This window comes from Pseudomonas sichuanensis, from assembly GCF_003231305.1.
GTDB classification, from domain to species: domain Bacteria; phylum Pseudomonadota; class Gammaproteobacteria; order Pseudomonadales; family Pseudomonadaceae; genus Aquipseudomonas; species Aquipseudomonas sichuanensis.
Genome location: NZ_QKVM01000044.1, coordinates 21,589 through 44,926, shown reverse-complemented (window position 1 = coordinate 44,926; position 23,338 = coordinate 21,589). Strand labels below are relative to the sequence as shown.

The 23,338-nt window shown below is 65.9% G+C and carries 19 protein-coding genes; 2 read left to right on the top strand and 17 right to left on the bottom strand.

Features of this window, described 5'->3' with window-relative positions; all coding sequences use genetic code 11:
• Positions 1-129: 129 nt before the first annotated feature.
• Genes DM373_RS20700 through DM373_RS20655 form a run of 10 tightly spaced genes read right to left on the bottom strand, consistent with a single transcriptional unit; the run spans position 130 to position 7,962 of the window.
• A complete protein-coding gene (locus tag DM373_RS20700; protein ID WP_110995343.1) occupies positions 130-555 on the bottom strand; it encodes an acyl-CoA thioesterase in 426 nt (141 codons plus the stop codon).
• Positions 548-2,092: an HAL/PAL/TAL family ammonia-lyase gene (locus DM373_RS20695; RefSeq protein ID WP_110995342.1), complete on the bottom strand. Its 1,545-nt coding sequence runs from the start codon at positions 2,090-2,092 to the stop codon at positions 548-550. The genes DM373_RS20700 and DM373_RS20695 overlap by 8 nt, the downstream gene beginning before the upstream one ends.
• Positions 2,073-3,005: an LpxL/LpxP family acyltransferase gene (locus DM373_RS20690; RefSeq protein ID WP_110995341.1), complete on the bottom strand. Its 933-nt coding sequence runs from the start codon at positions 3,003-3,005 to the stop codon at positions 2,073-2,075. The genes DM373_RS20695 and DM373_RS20690 overlap by 20 nt, the downstream gene beginning before the upstream one ends.
• Complete coding sequence (locus DM373_RS20685; protein ID WP_110995340.1) at positions 3,002-3,736, bottom strand: glycosyltransferase family 2 protein; 735 nt, start codon at positions 3,734-3,736, stop codon at positions 3,002-3,004. Before DM373_RS20685 ends, DM373_RS20690 begins: the two co-directional genes overlap by 4 nt.
• On the bottom strand, positions 3,729-5,408 hold the full coding sequence (locus tag DM373_RS20680) for an ApeI family dehydratase (RefSeq protein WP_110995339.1): 1,680 nt from the start codon (positions 5,406-5,408) through the stop codon (positions 3,729-3,731). The genes DM373_RS20685 and DM373_RS20680 overlap by 8 nt, the downstream gene beginning before the upstream one ends.
• Positions 5,405-5,950, bottom strand: coding sequence for a COG4648 family protein (locus tag DM373_RS20675; protein ID WP_110995338.1), 546 nt, complete (start codon positions 5,948-5,950; stop codon positions 5,405-5,407). Before DM373_RS20675 ends, DM373_RS20680 begins: the two co-directional genes overlap by 4 nt.
• Positions 5,947-6,201: an acyl carrier protein gene (locus DM373_RS20670; protein ID WP_110995337.1), complete on the bottom strand. Its 255-nt coding sequence runs from the start codon at positions 6,199-6,201 to the stop codon at positions 5,947-5,949. Before DM373_RS20670 ends, DM373_RS20675 begins: the two co-directional genes overlap by 4 nt.
• A 9-nt stretch (positions 6,202-6,210) precedes the next feature.
• The gene (locus tag DM373_RS20665; protein ID WP_023632703.1) at positions 6,211-6,483 is read right to left on the bottom strand and encodes a phosphopantetheine-binding protein; all 273 of its coding nucleotides are present in this window, start codon (positions 6,481-6,483) and stop codon (positions 6,211-6,213) included.
• Entirely contained in the window at positions 6,452-7,270 is an 819-nt protein-coding gene (locus DM373_RS20660) for a lysophospholipid acyltransferase family protein (RefSeq protein ID WP_110995336.1), read from the bottom strand. The genes DM373_RS20665 and DM373_RS20660 overlap by 32 nt, the downstream gene beginning before the upstream one ends.
• A complete protein-coding gene (locus DM373_RS20655) occupies positions 7,246-7,962 on the bottom strand; it encodes a beta-ketoacyl synthase chain length factor (protein WP_110995335.1) in 717 nt (238 codons plus the stop codon). Before DM373_RS20655 ends, DM373_RS20660 begins: the two co-directional genes overlap by 25 nt.
• A gap of 314 nt (positions 7,963-8,276) precedes the next feature.
• Between DM373_RS20655 and DM373_RS20650 the strand changes: the two genes are divergently transcribed.
• The gene (locus tag DM373_RS20650) at positions 8,277-9,050 is read left to right on the top strand and encodes a ParA family protein (protein ID WP_110995334.1); all 774 of its coding nucleotides are present in this window, start codon (positions 8,277-8,279) and stop codon (positions 9,048-9,050) included.
• 348 nt (positions 9,051-9,398) lie between these two features.
• Here DM373_RS20650 and trxC read toward each other — a convergent pair whose 3' ends face one another.
• The 7 genes from trxC to betI form a co-directional block, all read right to left on the bottom strand.
• Entirely contained in the window at positions 9,399-9,833 is a 435-nt protein-coding gene (gene trxC, locus DM373_RS20645) for a thioredoxin TrxC (RefSeq protein ID WP_110995333.1), read from the bottom strand.
• 135 nt (positions 9,834-9,968) lie between these two features.
• The gene (selO, locus tag DM373_RS20640) at positions 9,969-11,429 is read right to left on the bottom strand and encodes a protein adenylyltransferase SelO (protein WP_110995332.1); all 1,461 of its coding nucleotides are present in this window, start codon (positions 11,427-11,429) and stop codon (positions 9,969-9,971) included.
• A 132-nt stretch (positions 11,430-11,561) separates the two neighbouring features.
• Positions 11,562-14,870 carry a mechanosensitive channel MscK gene (gene mscK / locus DM373_RS20635; protein ID WP_110995331.1) on the bottom strand — a complete coding sequence of 1,103 codons (3,309 nt, stop codon included), beginning with the start codon at positions 14,868-14,870 and terminating at the stop codon, positions 11,562-11,564.
• Positions 14,871-14,905: 35 nt separating this feature from the next.
• Entirely contained in the window at positions 14,906-16,648 is a 1,743-nt protein-coding gene (locus DM373_RS20630) for a potassium/proton antiporter (protein ID WP_110995330.1), read from the bottom strand.
• Between the two features lie 264 nt (positions 16,649-16,912).
• A complete protein-coding gene (betA, locus tag DM373_RS20625; RefSeq protein WP_110995329.1) occupies positions 16,913-18,610 on the bottom strand; it encodes a choline dehydrogenase in 1,698 nt (565 codons plus the stop codon).
• A 77-nt stretch (positions 18,611-18,687) separates the two neighbouring features.
• Positions 18,688-20,160, bottom strand: coding sequence for a betaine-aldehyde dehydrogenase (gene betB, locus DM373_RS20620; RefSeq protein WP_110995328.1), 1,473 nt, complete (start codon positions 20,158-20,160; stop codon positions 18,688-18,690).
• 78 nt (positions 20,161-20,238) lie between these two features.
• Positions 20,239-20,856 (bottom strand): transcriptional regulator BetI, encoded by a 618-nt coding sequence (gene betI, locus DM373_RS20615; RefSeq protein WP_110995327.1) that lies wholly within the window; start codon positions 20,854-20,856, stop codon positions 20,239-20,241.
• A 533-nt stretch (positions 20,857-21,389) separates the two neighbouring features.
• Here betI and DM373_RS20610 point away from each other — a divergent pair.
• The gene (locus DM373_RS20610) at positions 21,390-23,336 is read left to right on the top strand and encodes a BCCT family transporter (protein WP_244215104.1); all 1,947 of its coding nucleotides are present in this window, start codon (positions 21,390-21,392) and stop codon (positions 23,334-23,336) included.
• Positions 23,337-23,338: the final 2 nt, after the last annotated feature.

The following is a 23,338-nucleotide window of genomic DNA, read 5'->3' as shown; positions in this document are numbered from 1 at the left end:
CCGCGAAAGGGCCGCAGAGCGGCCCCAGCAATCTGTGCATCACTGCCGAAAACCTGGGGCCGCTGCGCGACCCTTTCGCGGCACAAGGCCGCTCCCACAACAGCCTGCGCAGGCTCAAGAAAGCGTGACTCATGGCAACACCTTGGCAACCGCATCGAGCATCACCTGCGGCGAGGCCAGTTGCATCTCGCCGCTGTCGATATGCACGGCCACCTGCACGGTGCTGGCACGGGTCATGCGCTCGCCGGTTTCGGCATCGCTGATCAGGTAATGGATCTTCAAGCGGTTCTCCCACTCCACCAGGCTGGCGCGTACGCTCAGCCGCTGCCCGAAGGTGGCACCGCGGATGTAGCGCAGTTGCAGGTCGATCACCGGCCAGTGGTAACCGGAGGCCTGCATGCCTCGGTAATCGTGCTGCAGGCGCTCGAGCAAGGCGCAGCGGGCGACCTCCAGGTACTTGACGTAATGCCCGTGCCAGACGATGTGCATGCTGTCCACGTCGAAGAACGGCACGACGATTTCGCTGTCGACGTGAAACACCCCGGGGTTACGCATGCAGCCTCCAGTGGCGCTGGCCGATACGGGTCAGGCACAGGCGCAGGTCGTGTTCCAGGGCGCGGTCCTCGATGACCGGGGCGAAGTCGGCCAGCAGCAGCTGGTGCATCTGTTCCAGCGCTGGCGGCAACGGCCGGGCGTCGGCCTGACGGGCCCGCAGCCAGACGCCCTGGTTGGCCGCCAGCAAGGTGGCGGCGGCGACCTGCTCGGTCAGCTCCAGCACCCGCAGGGCATCGCGCGCGGCAATGGTGCCCATGCTCACCTTGTCCTGGTTGTGGCATTCGGTGGAGCGTGAGAACACGCTGGCCGGCATGGTCTGCTTGAGGGCTTCGGCGGTCCAGGCGCTGGCGCCGATCTGCACCGCCTTGAAACCGTGGTTGAGCATGGCCCGCTCGGCTTCGGCGCCGGACAGGTTGCTCGGCAGGCCGTGGTTGTAGCGCACGTCCACCAGCAGCGCGAGCTGTCGGTCGAGCAGGTCGGCGACGTTGGCCACCAGGGTTTTCAGGCTGTCCATGGCGAAGGCGATATGCCCGCCGTAGAAGTGCCCGCCGTGCAGCACGCGCTCGGCGTCGCCGTCGATGATCGGGTTGTCGTTGGCGCTGTTCAGCTCGGTTTCGATGAAGCCGCGCAGCCAGCCCAGGCTGTCGGCCAGCACGCCGAGCACATGGGGCGCGCAGCGCAGCGAGTAGCGATCCTGCAGGCGGTGCAGCGACGGCAGCGGCGCGTCGATGGCCAGGTCCTGGCGCAGCCAGGCGGCCACCTGGGTCTGGCCCGGGTGCGGCTTGGCGGCGAACAGGCGCTCGTCGAAGTGCTCGGGGTTGCCCTGCAGGGCGATCACGTTGAGCGCAGTGATGCGCGTGGCCAGTTGCAGCAGGTAGTCGGCGCGGGCGAAGGCCAGGCAGGCCAGGCCGGTCATCACCGCGGTGCCGTTCATCAGCGCCAGCGCTTCCTTGGGCCGCAGCACCAGCGGTTGCCAGCCCAGCTCGCGGTGCACCTCGGCACTGCTGCGGCGCTCGCCTTGGTACAGCACCTCGCGCTCGCCGGACAGGGTGGCGGCCACGTAGGACAGCGGCGTCAAGTCGCCGCTGGCACCCACCGAGCCCTCTTCGGGGATCAGCGGCAGGATGTCGTGTGCGAGGAACAGTTGCAGGCGCTCCAGCAGCTCCATGCGCACCCCCGACACGCCATGGCTCAGCGAGCGCAGGCGCGCCGCCAGCACCGCGCGGGTGGCCGGCGCATCGAGCAGGCGGCCCAGGCCGCAGCCGTGGAAGGTATACAGGTGACGCGGCAGGCTTTCGACATGCTCCAGCGGCACGGCCACCACGCAGGAGTCGCCGTAGCCGGTGGTGACCCCGTAGATCACCCCTTCCTGGTCGAGCAGGGTGTCGAGAAAGCGCGCGCCACGGGCGATGCGCTCGCGGTACGCGGCGTCGTCCTGCAGGCGGGTAGCGGCGCGGCGCTCGGCCACTGCCAGCACGTCCTCGATGGCCAGCGGCGCTTCGCCGAAGGTGACAGGCTCATGGGGTTGCATCGTCATCGCTCTTCCAGAAAGGGTAGAAATTGAACCATTGCAGGGGCGCCTGGAGGCAGTAATGGGCCAGGCGCTCGGCGTAGCGGGCCGTCCATTGCTGGATCACCTGGTCACGTTCGGCACGCCGCCATTGCAGCTGTTCGGCGAAAGGTTCCAGGGTGATCTGGTAGCGGCCGTCGAGCTTGAGGCAGAACAGCAGGTTGACCGGGCAGCGAAGCAGCCCGGCCAGCAGCCACGGGCCTTGCGGGAACGCAGCCGGCTGGCCGAGAAAGTCCACGGTGGCGGTGCGCGCGCCATGCAGCGGCACGCGGTCGCCGGCGATCGCCAGCCACTCGCCGCGCTCCAGGCGTTGCGAGAGCTGCAGCATGATCGCCGGGTCCAGCTCGCTGACCTGGATCAGCCGCAGGTGGGTGGCCCCGGCCTCGCCCAGCAGGCGGTTGAACTGCTCGGCATGGCGGGTGTGCACCAGCACGTTCATGGTCACCTGCTCGCCCAGTTCGGCCAACGCCCGGCACACCTCGAGGTTGCCCAGGTGGGCGCCCACCAGCAGTTGCCCGCGTTCGCCGCGCAACTGCCCGCGCAATCCGGCCGGGTCGACGATATCGATGTCTTCAAGGCGCAGGCGGCCGTTCCACACGTCGAGCTTGTCCAGCAAGGCGTCGGCGAAGGCCATGAACTGGCGAAACACCTGCCACTGGCTGGGCGCTGGCGTCTGCCCGGCGCTGTACCGGTGCAGGCGCTGCTGATACTGCCAGGCGCTGCGCCGGGCGCGCCGGCCGAACAGGAAGAAGTAGGCGACGATCACGTGGATCAGCGGGCTGAGCAGCCGGCGCCCGAGCAGGCGTGCCAGCAGCGCGGTCAGTTGCATCAGCCGAAAGCTCCCGCGCTCGCGTTGCGCGGCCCAGTGCTGCTCGCTCATCGCTGCCACCGCCGCCAGAGAATCACTGGGCTGCGCAGGAGCATGCCGAAGAACAGCTTGGCGTGCATCTTCGAGATCAGCGCGTTGTCGTGCACCAGGCGAAAGTGCGACAGGCCGTCCTGCGGGTAGTGCACCCGGGTCGGCAGCCAGCGCATCGGCTGGTTGCGCCAGGCCAGGCGCACCAGGATCTCGGGGTCGAAATCCATGCGTTTGCCCAGTTTGACGCTGTCGATCAGCGCCAGGGTGGGCGGTAGCGGGTAGACACGAAAACCGCACATGGAGTCGGGGATGGCCAGTGACAGGCTGTTGATCCACACCCACACGTGGGTGAGGTAGCGGGCGTACAGGCGGCCCTTGGGCACACTGGCGTCGTACTGTGGATAACCGCACACCAGCGCCTGTGGATAAATCTGCGACTGGGCCAGGAAATGGCCGACATCGGCCAGGTCGTGCTGGCCGTCGGCGTCCACCTGCAGGGCGTGGCTGAAGCCCAGCCGCGCGGCCTCGCGCAGCCCGGCCATCACCGCGCCGCCCTTGCCCTGGTTGACCGTCAGTTGCACCAGGTGCACATCCGCGCGCTCGGCCAGCTGGCGCAGCACCTCGGCGCACGGGGCATGGCTGGCGTCGTCCACCAGCACACAGGGCAGGCCGGCGCGCAGCAGGTCGTCGACCACCTTGGGCACGGCCTGTTCATGGTTGTACACCGGGATTACCGCGCAGGGTTTATGCACCGACGGCCTCCAGCAGGATGCGGCCGCTGGCGCAGGGTTGGCCGGCGCGGGTGTAGCTGAAGTACAGCTTGCCGCGCTCCGGCTCGAAGCGCAGGTCCAGCTGCAGCGCGTCGCCGGGGCGCACCAGTTGCTGAAACTTGAGCACTTCCATGCCGGCGAAGCGCAGGTTGGCGGCCAGCAGGGGGGCAGCGAGGGCGATGGCCCAGTCGAGCTGGACCACGCCGGGCAATACCGGGGTCTGCGGGAAATGGCCGGTGAAACAGGGCAAGTCCAGTGGCACGGTCAGGCGCAGTTGCAGCTGGTTGTCCTCACGGGCCTGTGCCTCGACCTCGGGGGCCTGGCTGCGAGCGGCCAGCAGCAACGCCGAGACCTCGGCCTGGGGCAGCTTGCCCTGGGCGTTGCACGGCAGCTGGCGCAGCAGGCGCCAGCGCCGGGGCAGGGCGATGGCCTCGCAGTGTTCGGCCAGGTGCGCACGCAGGCCCTCCAGCAGTGCGCGGCGCCCCTGGTTACGCAGCACATGCAGGCCTTCGGCGCTTGGCACCAGCAGGGCACCGAGGAAGGCGCGGCCTTCTTCGATCACCCCCAGGCGCGCCTCGGCGACCCAGGCGTGGGCGCACAGGGCCTGTTCGAGCATGGGCAGGGAGATGCGTTTTTCTTCCAGCTTGACGGTGCGGTCGAGGCGGCCGAGCAGGCGGAAGCGCCCGTCGCTGGCGAACTCGACGGCATCGGCGCTTTGCTCGACGTGGCCGGCAGGCAGGTAGGGCGAGGCGATACGCAGGGCGCCTTCGGCATCCTGGCTGAGTTCCACGTCGGCGAACGGCTGCCACAGGGCTTCACCCTGGCGCCAGGCGATGCCGCCGGTTTCGGAGCTGCCGAGGATTTCCGTCGGCCACTGGCCGAGGCGCTGGTGCAGGCGTTCGGCGGCTTCGGCGGGCAGTTCGCCGCCGGAGGAGAATACCCGCCGCACCGCGCTCAGCCCGGGCCAGTCGAGGTTGTCGCCCATGCGCTTGAGCAGCGCCGGGCTGGCCACCCAGGCGAACGCCGGGTGTTCGCGGCTGGCGCGTTGCAGGTCTTCGGGGAACGGCAGGGCCCGGCGGGCGAAGCCGCGCCCGGCGCACAGCGGCCACAGCACACGCAGCAGCAGGCCGTAGATGTGCTGGGTGGCGACGCTGCCGAGAATGTGCGCATCGCCCAAGGATGCGCCCCACAACTGCTCCAGGGCGATGACTTCGTTGCCGAGCTGGCGCAGGCATTTGTCGATGCGCTTGGGCTCGCCGCTGGAGCCCGAGGTGCACAGGCTGATGCGGCACTGGTCGGGGTCGAGGTCGGCGCTGGCCAGTGGCGCGCCCAGCAGGTCGTCGAGCTGTGGGTCGCCCGGCTGGTCGCTGAGCCACAGGTCGACCTGGGCCTGCCAGCGGGCGCGGGTCTGCGCTTGCAGGTCGGCGGTCAACAGCACCTGCGCCCCGGCGCGCCAGGCGCCGAGCAGGGCGATGGCCAGCGTCGCGGCGTCGTCCACATGCACCGCCAGGCGGCGCACGCCCCGGGCTTGCAGGCCGCCGGCCAGGCACAGGGCTTGCCGGCGCAGCGCGGCGTGGTCCAGGGCCGGCGCCTCGGTCACCGGGCGTGGGGTGGCCAGCGGGCGCAACAGGTGTTCGAGGTTGATCCAGTTCATGAGCGTCCTCGCACACGTTGACGTATCAGCCATTCCACGGCGAACAGCAGGCCCATCGCGGCGTAGGCGATCAGGCCGTTGTACAGGGTCCACCAGGCCAGCGGCGCCCACAGTGTCAGGCCGGCGGCGATCAGGCCGTTGACCAGGAAGAACAAGCACCAGGCCTGGGTCACCCGCCGTGTATAGCGCACCGCTGCCGGTGGCAGTTCGGGTTCGCGCAGCCGCGCCAGGCGCTCGGCCATTGGCATGCCATGCAGCAGGCTGGTGCCGAACAGGCCGAGCATGCAGCTGCTGATCAGCACCGGGTACCAGCGCAGCAGTTGCGCGCTGTCGGACAGCGCCAGCAGCGCGCAGAAGCCCAGCGCCGCCAGTGCCATCCACAGGCCTGCGGGGCGTTGTCGCGCGCTCAGGGCGCGGGCCAGCCACAGGCCGCCGAGCAGCAGGGCGAACTGCCACGGGGCGAAGTGGCCCAGGCCGTAGTGCACGGCGAACGGATAAAGCACGCCGGCCAGCAGCAGGCCGAGGCCGACCAGGCGTTTCATGCCGCGCTGTTTACCAGGCGATGAACCGCTTCGACCACATCGTTGACGGTGCGTACCGACTTGAAGTCCTCGGCGCTGATCTTCTTGCCGGTCTTGCGCTTGATGTGGTCGAGCAGGTCGATGGCGTCGATGCTGTCGATTTCCAGGTCCTGGTACAGGTGCGATTGCAGGCTGATGCGTTCGGGCTCGAGCTCGAACAGCTCGACCAGGGCGTCACGGAGGGTGTTGAAGATGTCTTCGCGGGTTTGCATGGTGCGGTCTCAGGCGGCCTGGCGGGCGGTGATGAACGCCGCGAGGGTGGCGACGTTGGTGAAATGGCTGCGGGTGTCCTTGGCATCGGCGTCGATCTTGATGCCGTAGCGCTTCTGGATCGCCAGGCCCAGTTCGAGGGCGTCCACCGAGTCCAGGCCCAGGCCTTCGCCGAACAGTGTCTGCGCGTCGTCGATGTCCTGCACGCTGATGTCTTCCAGGCCCAGGGCGTCGATGATCAGTTGCTTGATGTCACGGTTCAGGTCGTGTTGTGCATCGCTCATCGGTGGCGAGCTCCTTGTTGTAGTACTGGTGCAGGTAATCGTTGAGTTTGCGCGACGCCAGGGGCGCCGGGCCAAGGCTGGCGAAGGCCTGGGGATCGATGTCGGCGCCGACGCGCAGGGTGAAGTGCACGCGCCGCCGGGGGATGCGGTACCAGGGCTCGTGCTTGGTCAGGGTGGTGGGGCTGACCTGGATGATCACCGGTGTGATGATTTTCGCACCGCGCAGGGCGATCGCGGCGGCGCCACGATGGAAGGCCGGGGCCTGGCCGGGCGGGGTGCGGGTGCCTTCGGGGAAGATCACCAGCGGCTGGCCCTGCTGCAGCGAGGCGGCGGCGCTGTCGAGCATGTCCAGGCTGCCGTCGTTGCCGATGTACTGCGCCTCGCGCACCGGCCCACGGGTGAAGGGGTTGCCGAACAGGCTGTGCTTGACCACGCAGTTGGCGTCGCGCACCCGCCCGAGCAGGAACACCACGTCGATCAGTGAAGGGTGGTTGGCGATGATCAACTGCCCGCGTCGGCCCAGGCGTTCGGCGCCGCTGATCTCGAAGGTGAGCACACCGAGGCCGCGCATGATCAGGATGAACCGCCAGAACAGCCAGCCGATGGTGCGCCGGGCGCGCTGGCGATGCTGTTCGCCACTGCCCGGCAGGCAGGCCAGCAGCGGGAACACCAGCAGGCGCAGGCACAGCCCGCCCAGGCCGAACAGCAGGAAGCTCAGGGCGGTGGCCGCCAGGCGCCACAGGTAGGCGTCGCGGGGGCGGTTCATGGCTGACGTTGCCAGTTCCATGTGCGACGGCTCCAGGTGTGGGAAAAGGCGTTCTGGCCGTTGAGCGAGGCGTGCAGCCAGGCCAGGGCATGGGGCAACTCGGGGGCTGGCGCCGTGTGTGCCGGCCCCAGGGACAACTGCCATTGCTGGCCGGGGGTGAGCAGCAGTGCCACGGCGTAGGCGAACGGCACGTCGCTGATGCAGGGCGCGTAGGCGGCCGGGGGTTGTTCCTCGGTGACGATCAGCAGCACCGCCGGCGCACCTTCGGCGAGCAGCGCGGCGGCTTCCACGGCGCCTTGCTCGAAGCCGTCGCCGGCAGCGGCCAGGGCGGTCATCTCGCAGGTTTGCCCGCGCATGATCGACCACAGGCCGATCATCGCGTTGTGCACCGACAGGCTGAACTGGGTCGGCGACAAGGGCTGCTGGCTGGCCAGTTCGCTGAGGATCGAGAAGGTGCGCGGGGTTTCACCATGCCGCGAGACGAACACCAGCGGCAGGTTGGCGTGGCCTTCGGCCAGGGGCCAGCCGACGGCAAAGGCCATGCGCGCCATATGGCTCAGGCGGCGGCGCTGCAACGCCGGCAGGAACGCCACGTCCGGTGCCTGCTCGGCACCGGGCTCGGGTTCGGCGCCGTCCGCCCAGGCCTGCCAGTCGGCAGGGCTCTGCAGGCCTGGGGCCCAGGCACGCCATTGGCTGATGTCGAAGGTGATCATGATGAGTGTGACGTTTCCGCCCTGAGGGAGTTCCTGTCCGTGGGAATGACTCGGAGCACGCGCCGTGCGGGCTGGGCGCACGGGAAGGTGGCGCGCATTATCCCGGTGCACGGGACGTGTATCAATCCACATGATGGCTATCGGACAACATCCACACGCATATGCGTCATGTCCTCTTCCGTGGCGGCTCGGTTTCCGACAGTCGGTTACTCGCAGGTTGTCGGGCTGCCTACCGTCAACTTGAGCTAACAACGCTGGCCAATGGCGCAGTGTCGCCACATACTCGGGCATTCGTTGATACACGGAGGTCTGACATGCGGCGCGTGGTGTTCAATCAGAAAGGTGGCGTGGGCAAATCGAGCATTGCCTGCAATCTCGCGGCGGTGAGTGCCAGCGAAGGCTACCGGACCCTGCTGATCGACCTGGATGCCCAGGCCAACTCGACCCAGTACCTGACTGGCCTGACCGGCGACGACATTCCCATGGGCATTGCCGACTTCTTCAAGCAGTCGCTGTCCAGCGGCCCGTTCGCCAAGAAGAACAAGGTCGATATCTACGAAACACCGTTCGACAACCTGCATGTGGTCACCGCCACGGCAGAGCTGGCCGACCTGCAGCCCAAGCTCGAGGCCAAGCACAAGATCAACAAGCTGCGCAAACTGCTCGAAGAGCTGGACGAGGACTACGAGCGGATCTACATCGATACCCCGCCGGCCCTCAATTTTTACGCCGTTTCCGCGCTGATTGCCGCTGATCGCGTGTTGATTCCCTTCGACTGCGACAGCTTCTCGCGCCAGGCGCTGTATGGCCTGCTGGCGGAGATCGACGACTTGAAGGAAGACCACAACGATGAGCTGGTGGTGGAAGGCATCGTGGTCAACCAGTTCCAGTCACGCGCCAGCCTGCCGCAGCAGATGCTCGACGAACTGCTGGCCGAGGGGCTGCCGGTGCTGCCGGTGTACCTGAGCAGCTCTGTGAAGATGCGCGAGTCCCACCATGCCAGCTTGCCGCTGATCCATTTGGAGCCTCGGCACAAGCTGACTCAGCAGTTTGTTGAGTTGCATGATTTGCTGGAGCGGAGTGCGTGAGGGCTTTCAGGGGTTCGCCGGAAGTTCTTCAGCGCCTATGAGATCGAGCGCCGCCCGCGCGGCGCATCGCGGCACAAGGCCGCTCCTACATCTGTTTCGGGCCAGTCCCTCCTGTGCCATCACCTGGTCCGCCTTGTTGGTTCGACGCGGTTTCAGTGTGTGCGTTGCAGCCGCCTCACATGACTCAAGGCATGCACTAAGGCAGGCGCCGATACTTTCACAGGAATAATTGGCCCGAAACAAATGTAGGAGCGGCCTTGTGCCGCGATGCGCCGCGCGGGCGGCGCTCGATTTGATAGGCGCTGCAAAACTTTCGCCGAACACCTGTCAGCCCTGATGCAATCCCCCTCAAACCCCCTGGCTACGCACCCATTCCAGCAACGACTGCAACGGAAACGCCCCCGCCTGGCGCGCCACTTCGCGCCCATTCCTGAACAGAATCAAACTGGGGATCGAGCGAATGCCCAGTTGCCCGGCGAGGTTGCGGTTGGCTTCGCTGTCCAGCTTCGCCAGGCGGCAGCGGCCAGTCAGCTGGCGGGCGGCCTGTTCGAAGGTCGGCGCGAAGCTCTTGCACGGCCCACACCAGTCGGCCCAGACATCCAGCAACAGCGGCAGGTCGCCCTTGATCTGGGCGGCGTAGGTGGCTTCGGTCAACTCGAACGGGGTGCTCAACAACACGTCCTGTTTGCAGCGGCCACATTTCGGGGTGTCGCCCAGGCGTTCGGCGGGGATGCGGTTGAGGCCGTTGCAGTGGGGGCAGGGGATAACCAGGGGTGCAGTCATGAATAGCTCCAAAGGGGCATTGTGGGAGCGGGCTTGCCCCGCGATGGCGGCAGATCAGGCAGTGTTGTTGCAGCGGCTGACGCTATCGCGGGGCAAGCCCGCTCCCACGGGTCATCTTTCAAAATGGGGGGAGGTTCAGGACGAGCAACTGATCTCCAGATGCTTGCCCCACTCCGGCGGCCGCTCGGCATAAGCCTGCATGCCAGCCTGTTCCTCGAACGGCGTGCTCAACACCTGATGCAGCCGCCGCACCTCACTGTAGTCACCCGCCTCAGCCGCTTCGATGGCCTTCTGCGCCAGGTAGTTGCGCAGCACATACAGCGGGTTGACCGCATGCATCCGCTCACGCCGCCCTTCGGCATTGCCCGGCTCGCGCTGGCAGCGCGCCAGGTACTCAGTGCTCCAGGCATCGAAACCGGCCAGGTCGACGAAGTCATCGCGTACCACTTGCAGGGCTTCGGCCACAGGCCGCTCACCGAGCCTGCGGAAGAACAAGGTGTAGTCCACGCCCCCGCTCTGCATGCGCTGCAGCAGGCGTTCGACCAGCGCCATGTCGTCATCTTCGGCCGTTGTCAGGCCCAGGCGGCGACGCATCAGGTCCAGGTAGTGGGCCTGGTAAAGCGGCAGGAACAGCGCCAGCACTTCCTTGAGCGGCTCGACTTCGATCACCGTGGTCAGGGCCTGGGCCAGGGCGCTGAGGTTCCAGTGGGCAATCGGTACCTGGTTGGCGTAGCTGTAGCGGCCACGGTCGTCGGAATGGTTGCAGATGAAGTTGGCGTCGAAGTCGTCGAGGAAGGCGTAAGGGCCGAAGTCGAAGGTGATGCCGAGGATCGACATGTTGTCGGTGTTCATCACCCCATGGCAGAAGCCATAGGCCTGCCAGCGGGCGATCAGCTCGGCGTTGCGCTCGACGATGGTGCGGAACATGGCCAGGTAGGGCTGCTCGGCGTTGCGGCATTCGGGGTAGTGCTGCTCCAGTACATGGTCGATCAGCACCCGCTGCTGCTCGGGCTGCTTGGTGTAGTAGAAGTATTCGAAGTGGCCGAAGCGCACGTGGCTCTGGGCCAGGCGCAGGAGCATGGCGGCACTTTCGCGGGTTTCGCGCCACACCGGGGTGCTCGAGCCGATCACGCACAGTGCGCGGCTGCTGGGGATGCCCAGGGCGTGCAGGGCTTCGGAGGCGAGGAATTCACGGATCGACGAGCGCAGCACCGCGCGGCCGTCGCCCATGCGCGAGTAGGGGGTTTGGCCGGCACCCTTGAGGTGCAGGTCCCAGTGCTCACCGGCGTCGTTGAGTACTTCGCCCAGCAGCAGGCCGCGGCCATCGCCCAGGCGCGGGTTGTACGAGCCGAACTGGTGGCCGGAATAGACCATCGCCCGTGGGTCGGCCTCCTCCCATAGCTTGTGGCCGCCGAACAGCTCGGCGAACACCGGCAGCTCAGCCTGGGCCGGGTCGAGGTCGAGCAGGGCCATGGCCGATGTGCTGGCGACGACCAGGCGTGGCTCGGCGATCGGCTCGGGCAGGACCTGGGTGGAGAAGGCGTCGCCGAGCTGGGCGAAGCGGTTGTCGAAGACGAGTTGATCGAGGGCTTTCACGGGCCTGCTCCGCTGTTGGACCGATCGCGGGGCAAGCCCGCTCCCACGCCAGTCACGTGGGAGCGGGCTTGCCCCGCGATGCGATCATGAATCCTGCGCATCATTCTCAAGGGCGCGGCGCTTGGCGTCCACTCAACTGGGCGCGGTGCCATCGGTCTTTGGATTTTCCATCGGGATCAGCTGTTGCTTGCCCCCCTTTTGGTCCATCAGGAACACCTCCACCTGGCGTACCGAGATCTTGATGCCATGCGCCTTGAACTCGCGATTGATGTAGCGGTTGAGCTCATCCAGCGTCGGGTTGCGGTCGCCCAGGTCGCGCACGTGCATGCGCAGTTCATGGTCCAGCGAACTCTCGCCGAAATTGAGGAAGTACACGATCGGCTCCGGGTCCTTGAGCACCCGCGGGTTCTCGTGGGCGCCCTTGAGCAGGATATCGCGCACCAGGTCCAGGTCCGAGCCGTAGTCGATGCCCAGTTTCAGCGTCACCCGGGTGACCGTGTCGGTCAGCGACCAGTTGATCAGCTGGCCGGTGATGAAGGTCTTGTTGGGGACGATGATGTCCTTGCGGTCGAAGTCGGTGATGGTGGTGGCACGGATGCGGATCTTGCTCACCGTGCCGGACAGGTTGCCGATGGTGATGGTGTCGCCGATCCGCACCGGGCGCTCGAACAGGATCATGATGCCGGAGATGAAGTTGGCGAAGATCTCCTGCATGCCGAAGCCCAGGCCCACCGACAGCGCCGCGACCAGCCATTGCAGCTTGTCCCAGCTGACGCCGAGGGTCGACAGGGTGCTGACGATGCCGACCCCGACGATGATGTACGACAGCAGCGTGGTGGTGGCGTAGGCGCTGCCCTGGGCCAGGTTCAGCCGCGACAGCACCAGCACTTCGAGCAGGCCCGGCAAGTTGCCGGCCAGGGCGAAGGTGATGCCGACGATCACCAGTGCCCCCAGCAGGTCGCCGAGGCTGATCGGCACCATGCTGGCGGCGGCGCCAGTGCCGCTGGTGTATTCGTAGAGGGTGAAGTTGTTGAGGTAGGAGAACACCGAAATCAGGTCCGCCCACACCCAGTACAGGCCGGCGATGAACCCCCCCAGCAGGGCCAGGCGGATCAGGCGCAGGGACTGCTGGTTGACCTGCTCGATGTCCAGGGTCGGCTCTTCGACCGGTACCTCGCCGTCCAGGCCTTCCTTGACCGCCTGGCGTTTGCTCAGGGCGCGCTGGTAGGCGAGGCGCCGTGCCGCCACCGACAGGCCACGCACGAAGGCGGCCTCGATCACCAGCCAGAACAGCAGCAGATAGAGGGTGTAGATCAGGCGGTCGGTGAGTTTGAGCGCGGTGTAGTAGTAGCCGAAGCACACCGCCACGAACAGGGCGATGGGCAGGGCGGTGAAGGCCACCCCGACCGCGCGGCGGAACAGCGAGGTGTCGCGGTGCGCCGGGCTGCTCAGCAGCAGGCGGCTGAGCAGCCAGGCCATCAGGGCATAGCAGGCCAGCACCACGCCGATGCCCAGCACGTCGTCGGCCAGTGCCGAGGGCTGGTGCTCGGCCACCGCCACCACGCCCACCAGGGCCAGCACCACGGTGCCCAGCCGGCGCACCCAGCCACGCAGGAACTCGACCTGCGGCTTGTGCCAGCGGAAGTGGATTTCGGCCACGCCGCCCGGGGCGAGGATGCGGTAGGCGGTGTAGAACACCAGCCAGGCCTGGGCCAGTTGCCAGAGTGCGGCGCCGAGGTTGGCGTTCTGCCCGCGGGCATCGATCTGCAGGGCGTAGCTGCCGAGCGCCAGGCCCAGGGCCACCGGCATGGCCAGGAGGATGTTGATCAGGATCGCCTGGGGCGTGTGCCACTGGCTGTCACGTTTGAAGTGGCCGATGTCCTGGTGAACCTTGCCCAGGCGCTGATACAGATACTTGCGTCGCCACAGCAGGGCGCCGATCACCAGCAGCAGCGGCAGGAACAGCAGCGGGCGCTGGCTGAGGCCGTCGGCCAGCTCCTTGATCCCCGAGCCCCAGGGCAGGCTGGCGACCTGCTCGGCCAGGCGCTCCGGCACGAAGCGCAGCCATTCCCAGTCCAGCGGCTTGTTGCTGGGGATCCAGAACATCTGCTCATCCAGGGTGGTGCGCAGGTTCTGGGCGGTGCTGAGCAGTTGCTTCTGGTTCAGTTGCAGGGTGATCGATTCGTTGAGCAGCGCGGAGAGTTCGCGGTTCAGGCGTTCGAGCAGGTCGCCGCGGGTGATCGCCACTTCCAGCAGGGCCTTGCGCAACTGCGGTGTGGCGTCTTCCTGCGGCTGGTTGGCCAGCAGCTTGTCCACATAGCTGGATGGGCTGCTCATCTGCTCGCGTTGCTGGTTGATCTCGAACTGGTACAGGCGGATATCGGCAATCTGGTCGGCCAGGTCGCGGTCGACTTTCAGGTGCGGCAGGGCCTGCTTCTGCTTGTAGAGGATCTTTGACAGCAGCAGGCTGCCCTTGAGCACGTTGATCTGCTCGTCCAGCGCCTGGTCGGCCTGGGTCAGGCTGTCCAGCTGCTGCTTGGTCCTGAGGTTCTGCTGGGTCAGCTCGTTCAGGCGGTCGGTGCTTTTGAGCAGGTAATCCGACAGTTTGAGGTTGGCGGTGCTCTCGTTGGCCAGCACGGTGCTGCCGCCGGCCTTCTGCGCTTCGATCGACTGCTGGGTGACGGCCTGCTGGGATTGGGCCAGGCGCTTGTCGTTGATCAGCGTCTGCAGGTCCTGGATCTCTTGCTCCAGCCGCGCGGCGCGGGCGATCAGCAGGTCGTGACGGGCGTTGCCCAGGTCTTGCAGCAGGCTGTTGGCGGCCAGTTCCTGGCGACGCAGCAGGGTCAGGGCGTTGAGCGAGGCCAGCTCGGCGTTGAGCTGGTTGCGCAGGTCGCTGGTCAGCGCCTTGCCGCCGTCCTTGCCGCTCTTAAGGCTGTTGTTGATCTGCTGGGCGCGGGTCTGGTTGCTGCTGATCTCGGCCTGGGCCCGTTCGGGCCGGGTCTGCGAGTTGATGATCAGGCTGTTGGCTTCGGACAGGGCTTTTTGCAGCTCGCCCTGCTGGGTGCTGCGCTCGCTGAGCATCTGTTCGAGCTGCGGCACCGTAAGGTTGGCGTAGCGTTGGGCCACGGGTAGGGCGCTGGCGCCCTTGAGCTTGATCAGCTCGCGCTGGCTGTCGCGGGTTTCCTGGGGGGCAGTGGCCAGTTGCTGCTTGAGGGCTTCGAGCTTCTGCTCGCTGTCCTCCTTGCTGGCCAGCAGCGCCAGGGTCTGCTCCAGCACTTGCTGCACGGCTTTCTGTTCGGCTTCGGGCAGCTTGCGCTCGGCGATCTTGTCGAGGCTGTTCTGGACGCCCGAGGTGGTCGGGACTTCCGCCGCGGTGGCCGCGAACGAGAGGGTCAGGCACAGCCCCAGCAGGGCTGCGCGGCAGTAATGGCGCAGGGACATAGGCAGGATTCTTGTGCTTCGGGGCAAATCGGAGTTTAGAGGAACAAGCCGGGGCCAGGCCGGGTACCTTCCGGGAATCTGACGCCGACTTTCTGGATCTTGTTCCCGTCCATGACCGCGACGGTCCAGATCGTGCCGTGCCATTCGATCTGGTCGCCTACTACTGGAGCGCCTCCGACCTTCTGTCGGATGAACTGCGCCAGCGGCATTTTCGCGTCCAGGCCGTCGAGTTTCAGGCCATAAAGTGCGGCCACCGCGCCCAGTTCGGCATCGCCTTCGAGCACGAAGTCTCCGAAGAAACGCAGGTCCAGGCCGCGTTGCGGTGCCTGGCTGAACAGCTTGCCCAGCGCCGGCAGGTTGTGTTCGTGGCCGATCACGCAGAGCATGTCGCCAACCTCCAGGACGGTACTGCCTGAGGGGTGCAGCAGTTGTTCGCTGCGAAACAGCGCGGCGATGCGCGTGCCCTCGGGCATCTTCAGTTCGCGCAGGGCGGCGCCGATGCACCATTTCTCGGCGCCCAGGCGGTAGACGAACAGCTCCCACTCGCTGGTGATGTGCACTTCCAGCGCCGAGCGCGAAATCGGTGCCGGGTCTGGCGGTACCGTGACCTTGAGCAGCTTGGCCATCCACGGCAGGCTGGTGCCTTGCACCAGCAGCGACACCAGCACGATGAAGAACGCCAGGTTGAAGAACAGCTGCGCGTCCGGCAGCCCGGCCATCAGCGGGAACACCGCGAGGATGATCGGTACCGCGCCGCGCAGGCCGACCCAGCTGATGAAGCCCTTTTCACGGCCATGGAAGGCCTTGAACGGCAGCAGCGCGGCGACCACCGACAGCGGCCTTGCAACCACGATCATCCACAGCGCCAGGCCCAGTGCCGGCAGGGCGATGGGCAGCAGGTCGTGGGGCGTGACCAACAGGCCCAGCACCAGGAACATGCCGATCTGCGCCAGCCAGGCCATGCCGTCGAGCATGTGCAGGATGCCGTGGCGGCTGCGCACCGGCTTGTTGCCCAGCACCAGGCCGCACAGGTAGACGGCGAGGAAGCCGCTGCCGTGCAGGGCGTTGGTCAGCGAGAACACCGCAAGGCCGCCGGCTATCACCAGGATCGGGTACAGGCCGCCGGCCAGGTTGATGCGGTTGACCAGCTGCAGCATCAGCCAGCCGCCGCCCAGGCCCAGCAGCGTACCGATGCCGAATTCGCGCAAAAGGTGGGTGAGCAGGCTCCAGTGCAGGCCGGTCTGGCCGCTGGCGATCATGTCGATCAGGGTGACGGTGAGGAACACCGCCATCGGGTCGTTGCTGCCCGACTCGATTTCCAGGGTGGCCGTGACCCGTTCGTTGAGGCCCTTGCCGCCGAGCAGCGAGAACACCGCTGCGGCGTCGGTGGAGCCGACGATGGCGCCGATCAGCAGGCCCTGGATCATGCTCAGGTTGAACAGCCAGGCGGCGACCATGCCGGTCAGCGCGGTGGTGATCATCACGCCCACCGTGGCCAGCGACAGCGCCGGCCACAAGGCTACGCGAAAGCTGGCTACCCGGGTGCGCAGGCCGCCGTCGAGCAGGATCACCGCCAGCGCCAGGTTGCCCACCAGGTAGGCGGTCGGGTAGTTGTTGAAGATGATGCCGCCGCCATCCACGCCAGCGACCATGCCGACGGCGAGGATGATGACCAGGATCGGGATGCCTAGGCGCGATGACAGCGAGCTGACCAGGATACTTGCACCCACCAGCAATGCGCCGATCAAGAACAGGCTGTTGATGGTGCTTGCATCCAAAGGCAGGTACTCCGGGACAGCGGGGAATGAGGGACGTGCAGCCGTGAACTAGCAGGTCGCGTGCCAATCGATTCTAACCTGATGAATTGGCAGCCTGTAAAGCGTTTCTGCAGATGTAAAAAAGGCACCTCGAGAGGTGCCTTTTCTTGTGTTGCCTATGCGGGCCCTTCGCGGGTGAACCCGCTCCCACAGGGAGATCACTGGCCTCAAGGGCAGTGCGGAACCTGTGGGAGCGGGTTTACCCGCGAAGGGGCCGGAGCAGGCTTACGCCTGCTTCACTTCACGCATCGGCTTGCCCTTCACCGGTGCATCGCCCGCCACGTAGTACTTGGCGGTGCTGCGCGCCAGCGGCTTGCGGCCACGGATCTTGTCGGAGATTTTCTCGGCGATCATGATCGTGGTGGCGTTGAGGTTGCCGGTGATGATCAGCGGCATGATCGATGCGTCGACCACACGCAGGCCCTGCATGCCATGCACGCGGCCTTCGCCATCCACTACCGCCATGTCGTCGGTGCCCATCTTGCACGAGCAGGACGGGTGGAAGGCGGTTTCGGCGTGCTCACGGATGAACTTGTCCAGCTCTTCATCGGTTTGCACGTGGGCGCCCGGGCTGATCTCACGACCGCGGTACGGGTCCAGCGCCGGCTGGGCCATGATTTCGCGGGTCAGGCGGATGCCGTCGCGGAACTCCTGCCAGTCCTGCTCGGTGGACATGTAGTTGAACAGGATGCTCGGGTGCTGGCGCGGGTTCTTCGACTTGGCCTGGATGCGACCACGGGCCGGCGAGCGCATGGAGCCCATGTGCGCCTGGAAACCGTGCTCTTTCACGCCGTTGGAGCCGTTGTAGTTAATCGCTACCGGCAGGAAGTGGTACTGGATGTTCGGCCACTTGAACTCAGGGCGAGTACGGATGAAACCACCGGCCTCGAACTGGTTGCTGGCGCCGATGCCGGTGCCGTTGAACATCCACTCGGCGCCAATGGCCGGCTGGTTCCACCACAGCAGCGATGGGTACAGCGATACCGGCTGGGTGCAGGCGTACTGCAGGTACAGCTCCAGGTGGTCCTGCAGGTTCTCGCCGACGCCCGGCAGGTCGTGCACGACCGGGATGTCGAGGCTTTCCAGCAGGGCGCGCGGGCCGACGCCGGAACGCTGCAGCAGCTGCGGCGAGGCAATGGCGCCGGAGCTGACGATGACTTCCTTGCGCGCACGGGCTTCGACGCGCTCTTCGCTGTCGCCAACCAGGTAGGTCACGCCAACGGCACGCTTGCCGTCGAACAGCACGCGGTCGCTCAGGGCGTGGGTGACGATGGTCAGGTTCGGGCGCTTCTTGGCCTGGTCCAGGTAACCACGGGCGGTGCTGGAGCGGCGGCCGTTCTTGGTCACCGAACGGTCCATCGGGCCGAAGCCTTCCTGCTGGTAGCCGTTCAAGTCTTCGGTGCGCGGGTAGCCGGCTTGCACGCCGGCTTCGACCATGGCGTGGAACAGCGGGTTGTTGCCGGCCTTAGGCGTGGCAACGCTGACCGGGCCTTCGCCGCCGTGGTAGTCGTTGGGGCCGATGTCGCGGGTTTCCGCTTTGCGGAAGTACGGCAGGCAGTCCAGGTAGGTCCAGTCCTCGAGGCCTGGCAGTTCAGCCCAGCCGTCGAAGTCCATGGCGTTGCCGCGGATGTAGCACATGCCGTTGATCAGCGAAGAGCCACCCAGGCCCTTGCCGCGGCCACATTCCATGCGGCGGCCGTCCATGTGCGGCTCCGGGTCGGTCTCGTAGGCCCAGTTATAGCGGCGGCCCTGCAGCGGGAAGGCCAGGGCGGCCGGCATCTGGGTGCGGAAGTCGAAGCGGTAGTCGGGGCCGCCGGCTTCCAGCAGCAGGACGGTGACGCTGGCGTCTTCGGTCAGGCGGGTGGCCAGGGTGTTACCGGCGGAGCCGGCACCGACGATGATGTAATCGAATTCATGGGACATGAAAGTACCCTCGTTTGGCGGTGATCAGGGAGCGGGAACGCCCGTGCGCAAGGGCACGGGCGTGGCGGGACAGGGCCTTAGAAGACCGAGTTGTAGCCGCCCAGCTCGACCTGGACCGACTTGATGCGAGTGTATTGAGCCAGCGAGCTGACGCCGTTCTCACGGCCGACGCCCGACTGCTTGTAGCCGCCAACCGGCATTTCTGCCGGCGACTCGCCCCAGGCGTTGATCCAGCAGATGCCGGCTTCCAGCTGGTGGATGATGCGGTGGGCGCGGCTGATGTCGTTGGTGCAGACACCGGCGGCCAGGCCGTATTCGGTGTCGTTGGCACGGCGGATGACTTCTTCCTCGGTCTCGTAGCTGAGGATGCTCATCACTGGGCCGAAGATCTCTTCCTTGACGATGGTCATGTCGTCGGTGCAGTCGGTGAACACGGTCGGGGCGACGAACGCGCCCTTGGCGAATTCACCCTCGGTCAGACGCTCGCCGCCGCACAGCACGCGGGCACCTTCTTGTTTGCCCTTGGCGATGTAGCCCAGCACGCTTTCCATGTGGGCGAAGCTGACCAGTGGGCCGAAGTTGGTGTTCTCGTCTTCCGGGTTGCCGACGCGGATGCGGGCAACGCGCTCGGCGATCTTGGCTTCGAAGGCCGCTTTCATCGAGGCGGGGATGAACACGCGGGTGCCGTTGGTGCAGACCTGACCGGAGCTGTAGAAGTTGGCCATCATGGCGATGTCGGCGGCCTTGTCCAGGTCGGCGTCGGCGCAGATGATCAGCGGCGACTTGCCGCCCAGCTCCATGGTGACTTCCTTGAGCGTCGAGCTCGAGGCGCTGGCCATGACTTTCTTGCCGGTGGTGGTGCCGCCGGTGAACGAGACTTTCTCGATGCGCGGGTGCTCGGTCAGCCAGGTGCCGACTTCGCGGCCGCTGCCGGTCAGGACGTTGAACACGCCGTTCGGCAGGCCGGCTTCGGTGTAGATCTCGGCCAGTTTCAGGGTGGTCAGCGAGGTGACTTCCGATGGCTTGAAGATCATCGCGTTGCCGGCGGCCAGGGCCGGGGCGGATTTCCACAGGGCGATCTGGATCGGGTAGTTCCACGCGCCGATACCGGCGGTCACGCCCAGCGGCTCGCGGCGGGTGTAGACGAAGGACGATTCGCGCAGCGGGATCTGCTCGCCTTCGATGGCCGGTACCAGGCCTGCGTAGTACTCCAGCACGTCGGCGCCGGTGACGATGTCGACGTAGCGGGTTTCGGAGTACGACTTGCCGGTGTCCAGGGTTTCCAGCTGGGCCAGCTCGTCGTTGCGCTCGCGCAGGATGTCGACGGCGCGGCGCAGGATGCGCGAACGCTGCATGGCAGTCATGGCGGCCCAGACTTTCTGGCCGCGTTCGGCGCTTTCGACGGCCTTCTCGACGTCCGCCTGGGTGGCGCGCTGCACGTGGGCGAGGACTTCGCCGGTGGCCGGGTTGATGGCTTCGAAGGTGGCATCGCTGCCAGCGTCGACGTAAGCGCCATCAATGTAGAGTTTTTGCGTTCCGAAACGGGCCATAGTGTCCTCGCAAGTGCAGTGTGTGGTTGGCTGCCGCGTCACGCTCCTGCCGGTTGGCCAGTGGCTGTGCGCGGTGGTTCAGCGGCCTGGTCCGTTGGTGTCCAGGGTGTGCTGTTTAGCCAGTTGTAGATCCATGTATTCGTAAGCAATCCGTATCGCCTGGTCGGTGTCGAATGCGTCACCCGACAAGGCGCCACGCAACCAGAGGCCGTCGATCAGGGCCGCCAGCCCGCGGGCAGCCTTGCGCGCATGGTAGAGCGGCAGGGCGCGGCGGAACTGGCAGCACAGGTTGGAATACAGGCGGTGATCGTTGATCCGCTGCAACCTGTGCAAAGACGGCTGGTGCATGCTGGAGGCCCAGAAGGCCAGCCAGGTTTTCATTGCCGGGCCGTTCACCTGGCTCGCATCGAAGTTGCCTTCGATGATCACCTTCAGGTGAGCGCGCGGGCTGTCGTCCGTCAGGGCCTGGCGACGTGCGGCCACGCCTTCGTTGAGCATGCTCATGATGTAGCCCATCGTCGCTGCGATCAGGCCGTTCTTGTCCTGAAAGTAGTGACTGATGATGCCGTTCGACACGCCGGCCAAACGGGCAATCAGCGCAATGCTGGCGTCCCCCAGTCCGACCTGATCGACCGCCTGCAAGGTGGCTTCGATCAACTGCTGGCGGCGGATGGGTTGCATACCGACCTTGGGCATCTTGCTATCTCCTCAGGCCTGCGAGCAGACGACGGGCGGCTGACTCGGCGAAGGCCAGTCTATTTTGTTTTGATTGAACGTTCAATCAATAAAGAATAAGCTCTGCGACAATTTGTGCCATTGACAGTTTTCAAGCGGTCAACGGGACACGGATTGACACCCCAGGAAATCGCGTAACCCCCGGAATACAAGGCGTTGACGGGCATGAGCGATGCAAAGACAGATTCTGCCGAGCGGTCACAGGCTGCGCGGTCGGCCCTTGGAGCGGGCCTGGTGGCTGTGGCGAATGCGCACACTCCTCAACGGAGATGCGCGTCGGCGACAGGTCACCCGTCTGTTTTCTTGCAACGTTTCTAATCGGGATCACGGTTTCCAGGGTGCCTTTTATAACACCTGACGCTGTAGGGCTATTGCACCAATTGCGTCAGACATAACTGTTTAGCCTCCACTGCCGCACTGCCCGGAGCATTCGTGCAATGAGTTCTGCCTCCCTAACCAACCCCCCTGCCGAGCGGGTACGGGTCAACCGCGTGGTGTTCTTCACCTCGGCGCTGCTGATCCTCGTTCTGACGGCCTTGCTGATCGCTGTACCCGAAACCGCCGGCCAGGTGCTCGGTGTCGCCCAGAAATGGCTGACCCGCACCTTCGGCTGGTACTACATGCTGGTAATCTGCGGTTACCTGCTGTTCGTCGTTTACCTGGCCTTCTCCGATTACGGCAAGCTCAAGCTGGGCGGCAAGGACGACACCCCCGATTTCAGCTACGGCGCCTGGGCCGGCATGCTGTTCTCCTCCGGTATCGGTATTTCGCTGCTGTACTTCGGCGCGTCCGAGCCGCTGGACCATTACTTCAACCCACCGGAAGGCACGCCTGCCAGCCTCGAGGCCGCGCGCCAGGGCCTGCAGCTGACCTTCCTGCACTGGGGCCTGCACGGCTGGGCGATCTACGCCCTGGTGGGTCTGGCCGTGGGTTACTTCGCCTACCGCCACAACCAGCCGCTGGCGCTGCGCTCGGCGTTGTACCCGCTGGTCGGTGAGCGCTGGGTCAAGGGCGGTGCCGGCCATGCCGTGGACATCTTCGGCATGTTCGTCACCCTGCTGGGCCTGGTGACCAACTTAGGGATTGGTTCGATGCAGGTGGCCTCGGGCCTCGAGTACCTGTTCGGCATGGACCACAGCAAGACCAACCTGCTGGCGGTGATCCTGACCATGGCCGGCGTGGCCACCATCGCTGCGGTGTCGGGCGTGGAAAACGGCATTCGTCGTCTGTCCAACCTGAACATCCTGCTGTTCAGCGGCCTGCTGATCTTCGTGCTGCTGGCCGGCAACACCCTGCACCTGTTCAACGCCTTCGTGCAGAACATCGGTGATTACCTCAACGGCATCGTGCTGAAGACCTTCGACCTTTATGTCTACGAAGGCGCGGGTGACAAGTCCGAGCGCTGGCTGGGCCTGTGGACCGTGTTCTACTGGGCCTGGTGGATCTCCTGGGGCCCGTTCGTCGGCATGTTCATCGCCCGTATTTCCAAGGGCCGTACCGTGCGCCAGCTGGTCAGCGGCGTGCTGCTGATCCCGCTGGGCTTCACCCTGGCCTGGCTGTCGATCTTCGGCAACACCGCGCTGGACCTGGTGATCAACCAGGGCGCCGTGGAGCTGGGCAAGACCGCGCTCGAACAGCCGTCGATGTCGATCTACCAGCTACTCGAATACTTCCCGGCGTCGAAAATCGTCATCGGTGTGGCGGTGTTCGTCGGCTTCGTGCTGTTCCTCACCCCGGCCGACTCGGGCGCGGTGATGATGGCCAACCTGTCGTGCAAAGGCGGCAAGGTGGACGAAGACGCCCCGCACTGGATGGTGGTGTTCTGGTCGGTGGTGATCACCCTGGTGACCATCGGCCTGCTGTTCGCCGGTAACTTCGAAGCCATGCAGACCATGGTGGTGCTGGCGGGCCTGCCGTTCTCGGTGGTGCTGGTGCTGTTCATGTTCGGCCTGATGAAGGCGATGAAGCAGGACGTCGCCGTCGAGAGCGAGCGCGCCGAACTGGCCGCCCGTGGTCGTCGCGGTTTCAGCGAGCGCCTGAGCCAGCTGGACCTGCAGCCGACCCAGGCCGTGGTGCAGCGCTTCATGGACAAGCAGGTCAGCCCGGCGCTCAAGGAAGCTGCCGAACAGCTGCGTACCCTGGGCTTCGAGGTCGAGACCCGTGTTGGCCAGTCGCGCAACATGATGGGCCTGCGGGTGATGATGGAAGAGGGTAACCCCTTCGTCTACGAAGCCAGCCTGGACGGTTACCTGGCCGCGCCGAGCGAGGCGCCGGTCGAAGGCGAGCCAGAGGTGCAGCAGCGCTTCTACCGCGCCGAGGTGTACCTGCACGACGGCAGCCAGGAATACGACCTGATGGGCTTCACCCGCGAGCAGATCGTGCGTGACGTGCTGGATCAGTTCGAAAGCCACCGCCAGTTGCTGGGGCGTGTGTACAGCTGATC